This window comes from Pantoea sp. FN0305, assembly GCF_050113845.1.
In the GTDB taxonomy this organism is placed as follows: domain Bacteria; phylum Pseudomonadota; class Gammaproteobacteria; order Enterobacterales; family Enterobacteriaceae; genus Mixta; species Mixta alhagi.
In genome coordinates this window covers 830,335-847,045 of the sequence record NZ_JBNJSN010000001.1, presented here as the reverse complement: position 1 = coordinate 847,045, position 16,711 = coordinate 830,335, and the positions used below count along the sequence as shown (strand labels likewise).

12 protein-coding genes are annotated in these 16,711 nt (G+C 54.0%); 7 read left to right on the top strand and 5 right to left on the bottom strand.

All coding sequences use genetic code 11. The features are described 5' to 3' along the window. Positions 1 to 10 precede the first annotated feature (10 nt). Complete coding sequence (exoX, locus tag ACQE3Y_RS03885) at positions 11 to 679, top strand: exodeoxyribonuclease X (RefSeq protein WP_426980912.1); 669 nt, start codon at positions 11 to 13, stop codon at positions 677 to 679. Here the strand turns inward: exoX and ACQE3Y_RS03880 are convergent. The 3 genes from ACQE3Y_RS03880 to ACQE3Y_RS03870 all read right to left on the bottom strand — a co-directional run bounded on the left by ACQE3Y_RS03880 (position 676) and on the right by ACQE3Y_RS03870 (position 4,215). Continuing rightward, a complete protein-coding gene (locus tag ACQE3Y_RS03880; RefSeq protein WP_426980911.1) occupies positions 676 to 2,739 on the bottom strand; it encodes a prolyl oligopeptidase family serine peptidase in 2,064 nt (687 codons plus the stop codon). The genes exoX and ACQE3Y_RS03880 overlap by 4 nt on opposite strands. A gap of 136 nt (positions 2,740 to 2,875) precedes the next feature. Further along, positions 2,876 to 3,547 (bottom strand): tellurite resistance TerB family protein, encoded by a 672-nt coding sequence (locus tag ACQE3Y_RS03875; RefSeq protein WP_426972269.1) that lies wholly within the window; start codon positions 3,545 to 3,547, stop codon positions 2,876 to 2,878. A gap of 326 nt (positions 3,548 to 3,873) precedes the next feature. Next, positions 3,874 to 4,215, bottom strand: coding sequence for a YebG family protein (locus ACQE3Y_RS03870; protein ID WP_426972268.1), 342 nt, complete (start codon positions 4,213 to 4,215; stop codon positions 3,874 to 3,876). A gap of 140 nt (positions 4,216 to 4,355) precedes the next feature. Here ACQE3Y_RS03870 and purT point away from each other — a divergent pair, with 140 nt between their 5' ends. After that, complete coding sequence (gene purT / locus ACQE3Y_RS03865) at positions 4,356 to 5,534, top strand: formate-dependent phosphoribosylglycinamide formyltransferase (RefSeq protein WP_426980909.1); 1,179 nt, start codon at positions 4,356 to 4,358, stop codon at positions 5,532 to 5,534. Positions 5,535 to 5,570: 36 nt separating this feature from the next. On the opposite strand, the gene ACQE3Y_RS03860 is transcribed toward purT, so the two are convergent. Beyond that, positions 5,571 to 6,209: a bifunctional 4-hydroxy-2-oxoglutarate aldolase/2-dehydro-3-deoxy-phosphogluconate aldolase gene (locus tag ACQE3Y_RS03860; RefSeq protein WP_426972264.1), complete on the bottom strand. Its 639-nt coding sequence runs from the start codon at positions 6,207 to 6,209 to the stop codon at positions 5,571 to 5,573. Positions 6,210 to 6,419: 210 nt separating this feature from the next. Next, entirely contained in the window at positions 6,420 to 7,895 is a 1,476-nt protein-coding gene (gene zwf, locus ACQE3Y_RS03855) for a glucose-6-phosphate dehydrogenase (RefSeq protein WP_085071467.1), read from the bottom strand. A 358-nt stretch (positions 7,896 to 8,253) separates the two neighbouring features. Here zwf and ACQE3Y_RS03850 point away from each other — a divergent pair, with 358 nt between their 5' ends. The 5 genes from ACQE3Y_RS03850 (at position 8,254) to ACQE3Y_RS03830 (ending at position 16,642) form a co-directional block, all read left to right on the top strand. Beyond that, a complete protein-coding gene (locus ACQE3Y_RS03850; RefSeq protein WP_426972262.1) occupies positions 8,254 to 9,126 on the top strand; it encodes a MurR/RpiR family transcriptional regulator in 873 nt (290 codons plus the stop codon). Between the two features lie 318 nt (positions 9,127 to 9,444). Then, positions 9,445 to 10,887: a pyruvate kinase gene (gene pyk, locus ACQE3Y_RS03845; protein ID WP_085071466.1), complete on the top strand. Its 1,443-nt coding sequence runs from the start codon at positions 9,445 to 9,447 to the stop codon at positions 10,885 to 10,887. A 536-nt stretch (positions 10,888 to 11,423) separates the two neighbouring features. Further along, positions 11,424 to 12,980: a pyridoxal phosphate-dependent decarboxylase family protein gene (locus tag ACQE3Y_RS03840; RefSeq protein WP_426980908.1), complete on the top strand. Its 1,557-nt coding sequence runs from the start codon at positions 11,424 to 11,426 to the stop codon at positions 12,978 to 12,980. Between the two features lie 10 nt (positions 12,981 to 12,990). After that, a complete protein-coding gene (locus ACQE3Y_RS03835; RefSeq protein ID WP_426980906.1) occupies positions 12,991 to 14,283 on the top strand; it encodes a lysine N(6)-hydroxylase/L-ornithine N(5)-oxygenase family protein in 1,293 nt (430 codons plus the stop codon). 1 nt (position 14,284) lies between these two features. Beyond that, positions 14,285 to 16,642: a GNAT family N-acetyltransferase gene (locus ACQE3Y_RS03830; protein ID WP_426980905.1), complete on the top strand. Its 2,358-nt coding sequence runs from the start codon at positions 14,285 to 14,287 to the stop codon at positions 16,640 to 16,642. Positions 16,643 to 16,711 lie beyond the last annotated feature (69 nt).

The following is a 16,711-nucleotide window of genomic DNA, read 5'->3' as shown; positions in this document are numbered from 1 at the left end:
AAGAGGCTTTATGCTCCGCGTGATTGATACTGAAACCTGTGGTTTACAGGGCGGTATCGTTGAAATTGCTTCCGTCGATGTGATTGACGGCCAGATCGTTAATCCCATGAGCGATCTGGTGCGTCCGGACCGGCCTATTAGCCGTCAGGCGATGGCCGTACATCGCATCAGTGAAGCCATGGTAGCGGATAAGCCGCCAATTGAAGCCTTAATCAGCCGCTATCAGGGTAGCGCCTATTATGTGGCGCACAATGCCAGCTTCGATCGGCGCATGCTGCCGGAAATGCATGGCGAATGGATCTGTACCATGAAGCTGGCTCGCCAGCTGTGGCCCGGTTTAACCTATGGAAATCAGGCGTTGCGTCAGCACCTGCGGCTGGATGTTACGCCGCCAGCAGACCTGCACGCACACCGGGCGCTCTATGACTGTTATGTCACCGCCGCGCTGCTGATACGCATTATGGAAACCTCCGGCTGGGATGCGGCGCATATGGCTACGCGCATGCAGCAAACCGCAGCGGAAGTGGACGTGATGCCGTTCGGTAAATATCGCGGGCGTCCTGTTGCTGACGTAGCTAAACGCGATCCGGGCTATCTGCGCTGGATGTTGGAGGCCATCCCGGATCTTAAACCTGCCCTGCGCAATGCATTGCAGAAGCAGGTTAATCAGGATGATTAATAGCCGCTGCTGCCGTGCAGCGTGCCCTGCGCCAGGCCAATAATGAAAGCAAATTCCAGCGAGACACCTTCATAAGATTTAAAACGTCCCGATTTCCCGCCGTGGCCGGAATCCATATCGGTACAGAGCAGCAGCAGATTTTCATCGGTCTTCTGCTCGCGCAGCTTAGCAACCCATTTGGCCGGCTCCCAATACTGTACCTGAGAATCATGCAGGCCCGTGGTTACCAGCATATGCGGATAGTGCTGAGCGGTGACGTTATCGTATGGGCTGTATTGTTTCATGTAGTGATAATACTCTGGATCGTCAGGGTTGCCCCATTCGTCATACTCGCCGGTGGTAAGCGGAATCGACTCATCCAGCATGGTGGTGACCACATCCACAAACGGCACCTGCGCCACGACGCCATGAAAACGCTCAGGTTGTAAATTTATCACCGTTCCCATCAGCAGACCGCCCGCGCTGCCACCCATTGCATAGAGCCGCTGTGGATCGCCATAGCCCTGTTGAACCAGCGCATCGGTTACGTCGAGAAAGTCATGAAAGGTGTTCATCTTGTTGAGTAAACGCCCGTCGTCATACCACTGCTGCCCCAGTTCACCGCCGCCGCGCACATGAACCAATGCATAGATAAAGCCGCGATCCAGCAGGCTGAGGCGGCTGGAACTGAAATCGGCATCCATAATGGTGCCGTAAGAGCCATATCCATACACCAGCATTGGGTTTTTCCCCGGCTGGTAATGCTGGCGGTGATAGACCAGCGAAACCGGCACTTCCACGCCGTCCCGCGCTTTGATCCATAAGTGCTCACTCTTATAGTTAGCGGAGTCAAAGCCGTTAATCTGCGTCTGTTTTAATACGCGCCGTTCGCCGGTATCCATATCCAGTTCAAACAGCGTGCTCGGGGTAGTCATGGATGAATAGCCGTAGCGCAGCTTGCTGGTCTCCGGCGAAGCGTTATAGGCCAGCCAGGTCACATAGGCGGGATCGTCAAAGGCGATCCCAAAGGTTTCGCCGGTACGCCAGCAGATCTGCCGCAGGCTGGACAGCCCACGCTGGCGCTCCTCAACCACCAGCCAGTCACGAAACAGCTGAAAATCCTGCATCACCACATGATCGCGCGGCGCGATAATGGTTTCCCATCGTGATTCATCCAGATAGCTGGTACGATACAGGCCGAAGTTCTTGCCTTCACGATTCGAGCGCAGCCAGAAATGATGATCGTAATGATCGAGCGTGTATTCATGACCTTTGCGGCGCGGCACAAAAACACGGGGGCGCGCATCGGCATATTCAGCATCCAGCAGATGGATTTCGGTTGTAGTGGTGCTGTGCAGCGCAATAAGAACAAAATGTTCCGAAGTGGTTTTATGCACGCTGAGGTAAAAGGTGTCGTCACTCTCCTCATAGACCAGCTCATCATCCTGCTGCGGCGTGCCGACATTATGACGCCACACCTGATACGGCAGCAGCGTCTGCTTATCTTTGCGCACATAATAGAGCGTTTTTGAATCGTTAACCCAGGCAAAACTGGAAGAGACATTTTCCAGCACTTCGGGATACCAGTTGCCGGTTTCCAGATTACGGAAACGGATACCGAACTGACGGCGCGACAGGAAGTCTTCTGCCAGCGCCATAATGCGGTTATCAGGACTGATATCAAGCGAGCCCATGGTATAAAATTCGCTGTGAGCGGCGCGCCGGTTGGCATCCAGCAGCACTTCCCACTCCTCCGGCGTTTCGGTCTCCGCTGGCTGGCGATAATAGATAGCGTATTCGTTACCGGCCTCATAACGGCTTTGATAACGATAGCCGTTTTTCACGTAAGGAACCGAGTAATCCTGCGGCGAAATACGTCCGACCATCTCTTTCAGCAGGCGATCCTGCAACGCCTTTTGGGTCTGCATCACTTTATGACCATAGCTGTTTTCAGCGTGCAGATAATCCAGTACCTCTGGATCTTCACGCTGATCGTCGCGTAGCCAGTAGTAATTATCGACGCGCATATCATCATGCAGCGTCATTTCGTGAGGAACTTTTTTCGCTTTCGGTGGCATCATAACGGTTACTGTTTTCAGACAGACATACACTAAGGTTGGCAGTTAAGACCATGATTGCCAAGCGGCAGCGGTAAAAAGCAGGTGAGAAAGAAGTGGCAGCCCGTCGCCAGGCTGCGACAGGCCTTAACTGCGGCGATCAGGAAGGCAGTTTTTCTTTTTCGGCGCGAATATCTTTTTCAATATCTTCGCGCACGTCCACAGGGATCTTCAGCGCATCGCCCAGCTCTTTCAGGTAGCTGCGCTCCATAAAGTGATCGACATCAATAGCCGCACAGCTCAGGAAATAGAGTTCCAGCGCCTCTTCCTCGTTTTTTATTCCCTGCGCCAGCCAGTGCGGGTCCAGTGGACGGTTGATCGCTTGCTGAATCAGCGCCTCCGCCTGCTCGCCGTACCCTGCCTGATGGATATTTTGTTCAATGGCTTTACGTTCCTCGCCATCAATATGTCCGTCGCTTTTTGCAGCAAACACCAGCGCGGTGATTAATCGTTCTGCACGCTGATCCACTGGCGTCACCTGCTGACCAAACTCAGGCTCACCCTGATGGGCTTCACGCACTCGCTGCTTGTATTTGTTCCACAGCAGGACGCCTGCCGCCGCGCTGCCGCCGATCACCAGCGCGTTTTTGCCATATTTGCTTAACAGATTACGGGAAGATTTATTGGAAATGAGCATTCCGGCCAGGCCACCGAGCGCGCCAGGCGCCAGCATTTTACTTAACCCTTCGCTGCCGCCCTGCGCTTTTGCGCCCGCGTTGCCAATTGCCGTATTGCTTAACATTTTTTGCACCTGCTGCAGCCAGTTACTCATAATCTCTCCTTTTTTGATGTGTGCCTTAGTGTGAAGCACCGGACGTCAAGAAGCGTAAGCGAGAGCAAATAGCAGAAAACGCCGCGCCGGATATTTCCGCAGCAGCGTCAGGTGATTAGCAGCGGGCCTGCTTGCGCCAAAGATCGCCCGTGGTAGAGCGAAAACGCGCCATCGAAGCTGTGGGGCTACATCGCTACATCACCCTGCCTGTCCTGTATAAAACAGCACGGGATGAGACGGGAGCGCTCACCCCACTCTGCTTAAGATCGTTATCAGGAAAGTGTGGCTGATATTCAACAGGCTGCAATGTTAATCAGGCCGGTCAATCAGGCGGCCTTCACCGCGCGTACTTTTTTTGCCGTTTCGTCCTGCGCCTTACCGGCATCCGTTTCCGCTGCGGTAGCTTTCGCGGCTTTTAGCGCTGGCTGCGCTTCCGGCAGCTTGCTGGTACGCAAAATGTGCTGAACGGCATCTTTTTGTTCTGCCAGGAACAGCCCCAGGTTTTCCAGTTGCGCTTCCTCCAGCGGCAGCTCACTTTGTATCAGCCAGTCAGTAAAAGCTTCTGCCATATCGAGCATTTTGTCGTATGCGTCTGCTTCTTTTTTACTGGCAAATGTCATTTTTTCTTCACCTTTTCTGACCACAACAAATTTGGTTTCAACAGCCATGACTCACCTCGGGTTATACTGTATTTTTATACAGTATAACAGGCCAAACAGTGAGATCAAGTTTTCCATGCAGCTGCCAACGCAAACGTTTTCGTATATACTGCGCGCGTTTTTAACTCTTCACTTTTCAGGTAAGTACTATGACGATTCTTGGAACTGCGCTGCGTCCGAGTGCGACGCGCGTGATGCTGTTGGGTTCAGGTGAACTGGGCAAGGAAGTGGCAATCGAATGTCAGCGCCTGGGCGTTGAGGTGATCGCTGTTGATCGTTATGCCGATGCGCCGGCCATGCATGTGGCCCACCGCAGCCATGTCATTAATATACTGGATGGCGAAGCGCTGAAAGCGCTGATTAACCAGGAGCGCCCCGACTTTGTGGTACCGGAAATTGAAGCTATCGCCACCGATATGCTGATTGAGCTGGAGCAGCAGGGACAGCGCGTAGTGCCAGCCGCTCAGGCGGCGCGTCTGACCATGAATCGTGAAGGTATTCGCCGTCTGGCAGCTGAAACGCTGGGCCTGCCTACCTCCAGCTATCGCTTTGCCGACAGTAAAACCGCCTTTATCGCCGCAGCAGAAGAGATGGGTTTTCCCTGCATCATTAAACCGGTCATGAGCTCTTCCGGCAAAGGCCAACGTTTTATTCGCGATGCGTCACAGCTGGAAAAAGCGTGGGACTACGCGCAACAGGGCGGTCGCGCCGGAGCGGGAAAAGTCATTATTGAAGGCGTGGTAACATTTGATTTTGAAATTACCCTGCTTACCGTAAGCGCCGTGGATGGCATCCACTTCTGCGCGCCTGTCGGCCATCGTCAGGAAGATGGCGATTATCGTGAATCCTGGCAGCCGCAGCAGATGAGCCCGCTGGCATTAGCACGCGCTCAGCAGATCGCTGAAAAAGTGGTTAAGGCGCTGGGTGGCTTTGGGCTATTTGGCGTTGAGCTCTTTGTCTGCGGCGATGAGGTGATCTTTAGCGAAGTTTCGCCGCGCCCGCATGATACCGGCATGGTAACGCTGATTTCACAGGATCTCTCCGAGTTTGCCCTGCATGTACGTGCCTTTTTAGGCCTGCCGATTGGGGCGATTCGTCAGTACGGCCCCGCCGCGTCAGCGGTTATTTTACCGGAGCTGCAGAGCAACAATGTCAGCTATAGCAACGTGGAAAAAGCATTAGGTGCCGGTCAACAGCTGCGGCTGTTTGCTAAACCGGACATCGACGGCAAACGGCGGATGGGCGTAGCGCTGGCCACTGCGGAAAGCGTTGAGGAAGCGGTTAGTCGTGCGGTTGCGGCAGCGGCGACGGTCAGGGTAAGCGGTTGAGGAAACGGCTCTCCCGCAGTGGGAGAGCCATTGTGTTTAGCGAGCGCCAGCTACTGCTTCACGCGCCAGCTCGGTAATACGCTGATAGTCACCCGCTTCCAGCGCATCGTTCGGCACCAGCCAGGAGCCGCCGATACAGAGTACGCTTTTCAGCGCCAGGTAATTACGATAGTTGGCTGGCGAGATACCGCCGGTTGGGCAGAAACGCACCTGTGGGAAAGGCCCGCCGATCGCCTGTAAGGCTTTTACGCCGCCGTTGGCTTCTGCCGGGAAAAATTTAAATTCGCGCAGCCCATACTGCATCCCGGTCATCAATTCAGAAACGGTGCTGATACCCGGAATTAACGGAACGGTGCCTTCTGTGGCTGCCTGCAGCAGCGGTTCGGTAATGCCCGGGCTGATAACAAACTGGACGCCTGCCGCTGTGACTTCCGCCAGCTGCTGGGGATTAATCACCGTTCCGGCGCCGACGATAGCGTCCGGCACTTCCTGAATAATGGCTTTAATGGCATCCATCGCCACCGGCGTGCGCAACGTGACTTCCAGTACGCGAACGCCACCCGCCACCAGCGCTTTCGCCATCGGCACCGCATGTTCCAGTTTATTCACTACGATAACCGGCACCACCGGTCCCGTGGTCAGGATCGCTTCGGCACTCGTTTTCCAGTTTTTCATCGCACTTTCTCCTGTGAGGCCAGCGAACTCTCCGACCACTGGCAATAATGGCGCGTATCCGCGCAGCAAAGGAAACGGCAACTACCATACCTGATTTTTACCGCTGACGTCCACGCGCTTAATCAATTTTTGAAACTGCGGTTCATTTTTACCTGACAATTCTTAACGCAAAAAAAAAGCCCGCATTACGCGGGCTTAGCAGGAAGCGGCTTATTCGAATTCGTTCCACGAACGACCATCGCGCGTAATCATTGCGACAGAAGCAACCGGCCCCCAGGTGCCAGCCTGATAAGGCTTAGGCGCATCGTTATCCGCTGCCCAGGCATCAATAATGGAATCGACCCATTTCCACGCGGCCTCTACCTCATCACGGCGCACAAACAGCGCCTGAATGCCACGCATGGTTTCCAGCAGCAAACGTTCATAGGCATCCGCCAGATGGGACTGGTTAAAGGTTTCTGAATAGCTCAGATCCAGTTTGGTGGTTTGCAGGTTATGTTTATGATCGAGACCTGGAACCTTATTCAGGATTTCGATATCCACCCCTTCATCCGGCTGCAGGCGAATTGTCAGTTTGTTCTGCGGCAGCTCTTGCCAGGAATCCTTGAACAGGTTCATTTCCGGATTTTTGAAATAGACCACCACTTCCGAACATTTGGTTGGCAGACGTTTACCGGTGCGCAGATAGAACGGCACGCCAGCCCAGCGCCAGTTGTCGATATCAACGCGAATCGATACGAAGGTTTCCGTATTGCTGGTTTTGTTAGCGCCCTCTTCTTCCAGATAGCCCGGCACTTTTTTGCCCTGCACAAACCCGGCGGTGTACTGACCACGTACCGTTTTGTCGCGCACGTTGCTGTGATCGATACGGCGCAGCGAGCGCAGCACTTTGACTTTTTCGTCACGGATGCTGTCAGCGCTGAGATCGGATGGTGGCGACATGGCAATCATGGTGAGGATCTGCAGCAGATGGTTTTGGATCATATCGCGCATCTGACCCGCTTTATCAAAATAGCCCCAGCGGCCTTCAATCCCCACCTCTTCCGCTACAGTGATCTGTACATGATCAATGGTGCGGTTATCCCAGTTATTGGCAAACAGGGAGTTAGCGAAGCGCAGCGCCAGCAGGTTAAGCACCGTTTCTTTACCCAGATAGTGGTCGATACGGAATACCTGGCACTCTTCAAAATACTCACCAACCTGATCGTTGATTTCCTGCGAGGTTTCCAGCGAGGTGCCGAGCGGTTTTTCCATGACAACGCGCGCGGGTTTGGCATTCAGCTTCGCCATCCCCAGCCCTTTACAGATAGCGCCGAAGGTGCTGGGCGGCATGGCAAAGTAGTTAATGGTTACGCGGTTCTGTTGATCCAACATTTTGCCCAGGCGCGGGAAATGCGAGGTATCGTTAACATCCAGATTACAGAAATCGAGGCGGCTGCTGAGGCGATCCCACAGCGCTTCGTCGATTTTTTCTTTCATGAACGTTTCCAGCGCTTCGCGTACAACTTTGGTGTATTCCGCTTTATCCCATTCCGCGCGTCCAACGCCGATAATACGGCTCTGCTCATGAATCTGCCCTGCCTTTTCCAGCTGGTACAGGGAAGGCAGCAGTTTACGGCGCGCCAGGTCGCCTTTAGCACCGAAAATAACCAGATCGCATGCCTGGGCTGTTTGTGTTACCGCCATTCTTATCTCCTCGTTGCAGGATGAGTCGGGCCCGGATAATCCTCAGTGACCCAGCTCTTATTGTAATTTTATTCCAGCACAATGTACTGTGTTTGCGCGATGCGGGTAAACCAGCACCCGCTTCTTTTGCCATAAACGCTTATTTTAACAACGCCTGACGGCTTTTACGCGGCGTGTTTCCCTGTAAATACTATGGCTTTTGTGCAATGAAATCAGACACAGCTCATATTCTGGCAAAAAACATCAGGTCAGGTTTTACCTGCGCTGCCATGCTGCGGCTATAGCGCGGTATATTCGCAATAAACAGCTATCGGATGCACCTGTATATGAAATTGACAAAAGTGATGAGCGTTACCGCATGAATAATATGTTGGAGAGAATTCAGTCGCAGCTTCCCTTTCTCAGTAAATCCGAACGCAAAGTTGCGGCAGTGGTGCTCGCCGCGCCTGAAATGGCTATCCACTCCAGTATCGCGCTGCTGGCCGCCGCCGCCGAAGTCAGCGATCCTACGGTAAACCGTTTTTGCCATCGCCTGCAAACCAAAGGCTTTCCCGATTTTAAACTGCAGCTGGCGCAAAGCCTGGCGACCGGCACGCCGTGGGTCAGCCGTAACATTGATGAGCATGATGCGGTAGAAATTTACAGCGACAAGATTTTTCAGTCAGCGCTGGCGGGTCTGGAGCAGGTGCGTCAACGCCTGGATATGCGGGCGATCCAGCGCGCCGTCGAGGTGCTGACCACGGCGAAAAAGATCGGCTTTTTCGGGCTGGGCGCGTCAGCCGTGGTAGCGCACGACGCCATGAATAAGTTTTTCCGCTTTAACGTACCGGTGTTCTATTCAGACGATGTGGTTATGCAGCGTATGAGCTGTATTAACAGTGGCGTGGGCGATGTGGTGGTGCTGATTTCCCACACCGGGCGCACGAAATCGCTGCCGGAGCTGGCTCAGCTGGCGCGCGAAAACGGCGCGGTGGTGCTGGCCATTACCGCTTCCGGTTCCCCGCTGGCGCAGGAGGCCTCGCTGCTGCTGGCGCTGGATGTGGCAGAAGATACCGATATTTATATGCCGATGGTGTCGCGTATGGCCCAGCTCATGCTGATTGACGTGCTGGCGACCGGCTTTACGCTACATCATGGTGCCAGCTTCCGCGATAATCTCAAACGCGTGAAAGAAGCGTTAAAGCCGTCACGGCTGGATAAAGAGATCGACCCTTTCCCCATTCAACGTTAAGCAGGCGCTGTTACGCTGACCGATGCGTTTTTTTACCGCCGTCGGCGTCTGCTTTTCATGTCCTTGTCTGCTGCCACGAAGCGATAAATCTTGTCTGTTATCAACGAACTTTTCCTTCACTGCGCGTGAAGAGTGACTTTAGCATCCGGTGTCAGTATTGTATTTGACGAGAAAGTAAAAGCTCTTTAGCACAGCGCCTGCAATGCACTCGGGCGTAACAGGAAGGAATATGAATTCGCCGTTATATCAATAATCATAAAAAGAACACGCATACTTACTCTACGCATCACTCAGGTTTTTACACCTTAAGGAAAACCCATGACTCGACGTCTCAGAAGAACCAAGATCGTTACTACTTTAGGCCCCGCTACTGACCGCGATAATAATCTGGAGAAGATCATTGCCGCCGGCGCTAACGTAGTCCGCTTGAACTTCTCCCACGGCACACCAGAGGATCATCAGCTGCGCGCAGATAAAGTGCGTGAAATTGCTGCCAAACTGGGACGCCACGTCGCCATTCTCGGCGATCTGCAGGGGCCGAAAATTCGCGTTTCGACTTTTAAAGAAGGGAAAATTTTTCTCAGCGTAGGCGACCGGTTTCTGCTTGACGCCAGTTTGGGAAAAGGTGAAGGCGACAAGGAAAAAGTCGGCATTGATTATAAAGGCTTGCCGGAAGATGTGGTGCCGGGTGATGTGCTGCTGCTGGATGATGGCCGCGTACAGCTGAAAGTGCTGGAAGTGCGCGAGAACAAAGTCTTTACCGAAGTTACCGTCGGCGGCCCGCTCTCCAATAATAAAGGGATTAACAAACTGGGCGGCGGTCTCTCTGCTGAGGCACTTACTGAAAAAGATAAAGCGGACATTCTTACCGCCGCGAAGATCGGCGTTGATTATCTGGCGGTCTCTTTCCCGCGCTGCGGTGAAGATCTTAATATTGCACGTCGTCTGGCGCAGGACGCGGGCAGCGATGCAAAAATTGTCGCCAAGGTTGAACGCGCCGAAGCCGTTTCCAGCCAGGAAGCGATGGACGATATCATTCTTGCCTCCGACGTGGTGATGGTGGCCCGTGGCGACCTGGGCGTGGAAATTGGCGATCCGGAACTGGTCGGTATTCAGAAAGCGCTTATCCGGCGTGCCCGTCAGCTGAATCGGGCGGTGATTACCGCCACGCAGATGATGGAGTCAATGATCACCAATCCAATGCCGACGCGTGCCGAAGTAATGGATGTCGCCAATGCGGTGCTGGACGGGACGGATGCGGTAATGCTCTCGGCTGAAACCGCGGCGGGTCAGTATCCGGCTGAAACCGTGAGCGCGATGGCGAAAGTCTGCCTGGGCGCGGAAAAAGTTCCCAGCATCAACGTGTCGAAACATCGTCTGGAAGTGCAGTTCGATAACGTGGAGGAAGCGATCGCTATGTCGGCGATGTACGCTGCCAACCATCTGCAGGGCGTAACGGCGATTATCACCATGACGGAATCGGGACGCACCGCCCTGATGACCTCGCGCATCACCTCCGGCCTGCCTATTTTCGCTATGTCGCGTCATGAACGCACGCTCAACCTGACGGCGCTCTATCGCGGCGTCACGCCTGTTTACTTTGACAGTAATAATGATGGCGTGGCGGCAGCGCATGATGCGATTAATCTGCTGCGCGACAAAGGGTTCCTGGTTTCTGGCGACCTGGTTATCGTGACCCAGGGCGACGTAATGGCCACTACCGGCACCACCAATACCAGCCGTATCCTGCGCGTCGAGTAATTCCGTAAGCTGCCGCAGAAGCGGCAGCTTTTCCCTCAGCTCCCTGTTCTCACCGACCACGACAGCACCTGCTACGCAGCGCCCCGCTCGCCATCTCCCTGATTTGTATGCTCCTGTTTTCCTGCTCACCGCGCCGTGGATATCCGTCTGTTTACGCCCGGTTATCTGAATATCCTCACACGTACCCAGCACGTTAAACCCGAATAAACGTGATCTACATCACACTTTAAACATTAATGCTACTTATAGCTTCACTGTCATCAAAATTATATTGAATGATAATGATTGCTATTTATAATCACATTTTCATTCTCATGCGCAGCATTACATTAACAAAATAGCGCGATAACCGCATAAAAAGGAGGTTTATCTGCTTCAGACGGTAGCTCCTCTGTTTTTATTTTATTGCGGGTAAATTATTCCCACCCGAAAAACATTAAAAAATTTTAACTGATGTCGTAAAACATCAGGCGTACAGGGCCGTCAGTTTTTTTACTGGCGGTACGGGTTCCTACGTCCAGAAAAAGGGTCAGGAAATGGCTTTAGTTTCCGCAATAACACAACAGACCGCCGCAGACCATTGCGACTATTCAGGCATTAGCGGTAGCGAATTTTTCTTTAACGAGGCTCAGCTGGAGCAATATGCGCAGCAGACTTTAAGCGCGCTGACTTTAATTCGGCATCAGATCCAGCAGACTGAGAAGCCGTTCAGCGGCATCCTGCCGCACGAGCTGGCACCAGCCTTACGTAATATCGATTTGGAGCAGCCGCTGGGCGATTCACAGGCGGCGCTTGCCGAACTGGCGGAAGTCTATCTGCGTGATGCGGTTTGGTTTCATCATCCTAAATATGTAGCCCACCTGAACTGCCCAATCGTTCTGCCTTCTCTGTTGGCCGAACAGGTTATGAGCGCGGTTAACAGCTCGGTAGATACCTGGGATCAAAGCGCTGGCGGTACGCTGATTGAGCAGAAGGTTATTGACTGGACGCTGCAGCGCATCGGTCTGCCAGCCGGTTCGGACGGTATTTTCACCAGCGGCGGTACGCAGTCTAACCTGATGGCCATGCTACTGGCGCGCGACAGCTGGTGCGTGCGTCAACGCCCGGAACATCTGATCAAACAGCGCGGTTTGCCGCCTGAGGCAGGTAAATGGCGTATTTTTACCTCGAAAATGAGCCATTTCAGTATTCAGAAATCAACTGCCATTCTGGGCCTTGGCTATGATGCGGTGATCGCCATTGACCACGATGAGCATTACCGTATGGATGCCGTCAAACTTGAACAGGCTATCCAGCAATGTCGGCAGGATGGGCTGATCCCGATTGCCGTGGTGGCCACAGCAGGCACCACCGATTTCGGCAGCATCGATCCGCTACAGGCGATTAGCGATATCTGCCGTCACTACCAGCTCTGGATGCATGTGGATGCTGCCTACGGCTGTGGCCTGCTGGTGTCGTCACAGCATCGCTCGCGCCTGGCTGGCATTGAGCACGCTGATTCGGTTACCGTGGATTATCATAAATCTTTCTTCCAGACGGTGAGCTGCGGCGCTTTCTTTGTCCGTGAAAGCCAACACCTCAGCCACGTTACGGTACATGCCGACTATCTCAATCCGCTGAGCGCGCAGCAGGAAGGTACGCCCAACCTGGTAAATAAAAGTATTCAGACCACGCGCCGCTTTGATGCGCTAAAGATGTGGATGACGCTGCGTATTATGGGCGCGCAGCAGTTGGGTGCTGCCTTTGACAGCATACTGGCCCTCGCACAGCAAACGCATCGCCTGCTGCAGGCGCATCCCGCCATCGAAGTGCTGCATGCGCCGGAGCTGACCACTCAGGTATTCCGCTATATTCCCCGTCCCGGCCTGAGCGATGACACAACAGATGAGATCAACGCGCAGATCCGCAAAGCGCTGTTCCGCTCCGGCAATGCGGTGGTGGCCGGCACTAAAGTCAACGGACGCCAGTATCTGAAATTTACCCTGCTTAACCCCACGACCCGCGTCGCCGATATGGAAGACGTTATTGCGTTAATTAGCCATTACGGACGCGAACTGTCACGCAATACGCCGTTAAACGCTGCAAATCAGTAAGGACATAATGATGAACGACACCGTTTATAACTTTATCGGCATTGGCATCGGTCCGTTTAATCTGAGCCTCGCCTGTCTGACATCGCCGCTGGAGGAGATTAACGGTCTGTTTCTCGACCAGAATCCTGGCTTTGACTGGCACACCGGCATGATGCTGGAAAGCGCCCACCTGCAAACCCCGTTTATGGCCGATCTGGTGACGCTGGCCGATCCCACCAGCCCGTTTAGCCTGCTGAACTATATGAAGCAAAAGGGCAAGCTTTACAGCTTCTATATCCGGGAAAGCTTCTTTCTGATGCGTAAGGAGTACAACCAGTACTGTCAGTGGGCCTGCTCACAGCTGAATAACCTGCGCTGGAATACGCGCGTTGACTATGTCAGCTACGATGAGGGCCGCGAATGCTATCAGCTTCAGACCCTTGATACCCGCAGCGGCGAACGTCATAGCTGGCTCACGCGTAAACTGGTGTTGGGTACCGGCCCGGTCGCCTGGCTGCCGGAATGCAGCCGTCCGCTGCGCGATCGGATTGTGCACTCCAGCGACTATCTGGTGAATAAGCAGCAGCTGCAGGCGCAGCGCTCAATAACCGTGCTCGGCAGCGGTCAGAGCGCGGCAGAGATTTTTTACGATCTGTTAAGCGATATCGACAGCCACGACTATCAGCTCAACTGGATAACGCGCGCGCCGCGCTTCTATCCGCTGGAATATACCAAACTGACGCTGGAAATGACCTCGCCAGAATGGATCGACTATTTTCACGCCCTGCCCCCGGCTAAACGTGACCAGCTGAATGCCGGTCATAAAAACCTGTTCAAAGGTATCAACAGCAGCCTGATAAATGACATTTACGATCTGATGTATATCAAGCAGTTGGATGGCGACCTGAAGGTGCGGCTGTTTACCAATTCAGCGCTAACCGGACTGCGTCGCCTGCCGGATAACCAGCTGGAGCTGTCGCTGCATCAGCGCGAGCAGGATGAGCACTATACGCGCCGTACCGAGGGTCTGGTGATGGCGACCGGCTATCACTACCGGCCGCCGCAGTTTATTGAAGGCATCTCTCACCGGCTGCGCTGGGATGAGCAGGGACGCTACGATGTGCAGCGCAATTACAGCATCGATCGCCATAACGCGGTGTTTGTACAAAATGCCGAGTTGCATACCCATGGATTTGTCACGCCCGACCTCGGCATGGCCTGCTATCGCAACTCGGTGCTGATCCGTGAAATCGCCGGACGGGAGATCTACCCGGTTGAAAAACGGATCGCCTTCCAGACCTTTCCGGCAGAGACGGAGCGTTAAGATGAGTTTTTTATATCGCTGCAAACGACCCGCCGGTGAATTTGCCCTGCGCCCAATGAACGCAGAAGACGCGCCGCTTATCCATCGCTGGGTGACGCAAAGCTACGCGCGCTTCTGGGGTATGCAAAACCACACGCTGGAACAGGTCGCTAACTTTTACCAGCAGCTGACCGCCCACGATCCGCAGGCGGCAATGATCGGCCTTTGCAATGACCGGCCAGTTTTCCTGATGGAGTTTTACCGCGCCGAACAGGATGAGGTGGGCAAATATTATCCGGCTCGCCCTGACGATTATGGAATGCATATTCTGATTGCACCTGCGGAAAAACCGCTGCCGCAGTTTAGCTGGCAGGTATTCAGCACGGTAATGGATTACCTTTTCAGCCTGCCGCAGGTGCGGCGGGTGGTGGTCGAGCCAGACGTGCGTAACGAGAAAATTCATCGTCTGAACAAACGGGCCGGCTTCCGCTATCAGCACACCATCGAAATGGGCCATAAAACCGCCTGGCTCGCCTTTTGCCAGCGCGAAGATTATCAGCAAGCGCAACTGCAGGAACAATTACAGATGACAACACACCCAACCTTGATCAACGGACACCACCTGAGCGGCGACAACTGGGCGCTGGCTAACCGCCTGCTGCTGCGCAAGGCGATTGCTGAGTTTGCCCATGAAAAACTGATTTCACCCCAGCCTGACGCCAACGGTAGCTATCAGCTGGCGGTGCCGGGCGGCGAAGCGGTATACACTTTCCACGCCCGCCGTCTGGCGCTCGATCACTGGCAAATTGATGCAGACTCACTGGAAAAGCGTGAAAATGGCGAGCCGCGGCCGCTGGATGCGCTGCAGTTTATTATTGAGTTTAAGCAGCAGATTGCTATCCCTGCCGCCATGCTGGCGATCTATATGGAAGAGATCACCAGTACGCTGTGTAGCAGCGTCTATAAGTTACAAAAGGGCAACCCGGACAGCGCGGCGCTGGTAAAAGCAGATTTCCAGACGGTGGAAGCGTCAATGACCGAAGGCCACCCCTGCTTTGTTGCCAATAATGGCCGCATCGGTTTTGATGCGCGTGACTATCTCGCCTACGCGCCGGAAGCGGCCACGCCAGTGCGCCTGGTCTGGGTTGCGGTGCATACCCGCAATGCGCACTTCTCCAGCCTGGATTCGCTGAGCTATCAGCAGTTAATGCAGGAGGAGCTCGGAGAAACCACCATCGCCGGGTTTAATACTCGTCTGCGAGCGCTGGGCGTGGATGCGCAGGATTATCTGTTTATGCCGGTCCATCCCTGGCAGTGGCAGAATAAGCTGCTGACGGTTTTTGCACCCGATATCGCCGCACGCGATATTATCTGGCTGGGAGAAAGCGAAGATCACTATCAGGCGCAGCAGTCGATCCGCACTTTCTTCAACCGCAGCCAGCCCAACAAACGTTATGTCAAAACCGCGCTCTCAGTATTAAATATGGGCTTTATGCGCGGACTGTCGCCTTACTATATGGCCACCACGCCAGCGGTAAATCAGTGGCTGGAAAGCGTAGTGGGCCAGGATCGCTGGCTACAGCAGTGCGACTTCCGTCTGCTGCGCGAGGTAGCGGCGATTGGCTATCATAACCGTTACTATGAGCGCGCCATTCAGGGCGACTCCGCCTGGAAAAAGATGTTTGCCGCGCTGTGGCGCGATAATCCGGTGGCGAACCTGAAGCCTGACCAGCGTCTGATGACCATGGCTTCACTGCTGCATATCGATCAGCATCAGCAGCCGTTGCTGCCTGCATTGATTGCTGATTCCGGCCTGGCGGCGGAAGCCTGGATCGATCGCTATCTGACCTGCTACCTAAGCCCGCTGCTGCACTGTTTCTACCAACATGACATCGTCTTTATGCCGCACGGCGAAAACCTGATCCTGCTGCTGGAAGATAATGTGCCGATCGCCGCCTATATGAAGGATATTGGCGAGGAGATCGCGGTGCTGAACCCGGATGCGGTGCTGCCGGAGAAGGCACAACGCCTGGCGGTGGAGGTACCGGAAAACCTGAAAATACTTTCGATCTTTACCGATGTGTTTGACTGCATTTTCCGCTTCGTCTCTGCTATTCTGGATGACAGCGGGACGCTGCCCGAAGCACGTTTCTGGCAGCGCGTGGCGCAGTGCGTTCATGATTATCAGCAGGCGCATCCGCAGCTGGCACCTAAATTTGCCCGCTATAATCTGTTTGCGCCCACCTTCGCGCTTTCCTGTCTGAATCGCCTGCAGCTGGCGAATAATCAGCAGATGATTAATCTGGCCGATCCGGCAGAGAACCTGAAGTTTGCCGGGGAGCTGATTAACCCGATTGCCGCGTTCGCGCATCAGGAATAATTCATTTTTAATATAATTTTGATCGTTATACTGACGCGGCCGCATTTGCGGTCGCGTTTTTATCTTTCT

Coding starts and splice junctions, on each gene's coding strand:
- zwf (WP_085071467.1), bottom strand. CDS start 7,895: ATGGCGGTAACACAAACAGCCCAGGCATGCGATCTGGTTATTTTCGGT.
- pyk (WP_085071466.1), top strand. CDS start 9,445: ATGACTCGACGTCTCAGAAGAACCAAGATCGTTACTACTTTAGGCCCC.
- ACQE3Y_RS03860 (WP_426972264.1), bottom strand. CDS start 6,209: ATGAAAAACTGGAAAACGAGTGCCGAAGCGATCCTGACCACGGGACCG.
- ACQE3Y_RS03840 (WP_426980908.1), top strand. CDS start 11,424: ATGGCTTTAGTTTCCGCAATAACACAACAGACCGCCGCAGACCATTGC.
- ACQE3Y_RS03835 (WP_426980906.1), top strand. CDS start 12,991: ATGAACGACACCGTTTATAACTTTATCGGCATTGGCATCGGTCCGTTT.
- ACQE3Y_RS03870 (WP_426972268.1), bottom strand. CDS start 4,215: ATGGCTGTTGAAACCAAATTTGTTGTGGTCAGAAAAGGTGAAGAAAAA.
- ACQE3Y_RS03830 (WP_426980905.1), top strand. CDS start 14,285: ATGAGTTTTTTATATCGCTGCAAACGACCCGCCGGTGAATTTGCCCTG.
- purT (WP_426980909.1), top strand. CDS start 4,356: ATGACGATTCTTGGAACTGCGCTGCGTCCGAGTGCGACGCGCGTGATG.
- exoX (WP_426980912.1), top strand. CDS start 11: ATGCTCCGCGTGATTGATACTGAAACCTGTGGTTTACAGGGCGGTATC.
- ACQE3Y_RS03850 (WP_426972262.1), top strand. CDS start 8,254: ATGAATAATATGTTGGAGAGAATTCAGTCGCAGCTTCCCTTTCTCAGT.
- ACQE3Y_RS03875 (WP_426972269.1), bottom strand. CDS start 3,547: ATGAGTAACTGGCTGCAGCAGGTGCAAAAAATGTTAAGCAATACGGCA.
- ACQE3Y_RS03880 (WP_426980911.1), bottom strand. CDS start 2,739: ATGATGCCACCGAAAGCGAAAAAAGTTCCTCACGAAATGACGCTGCAT.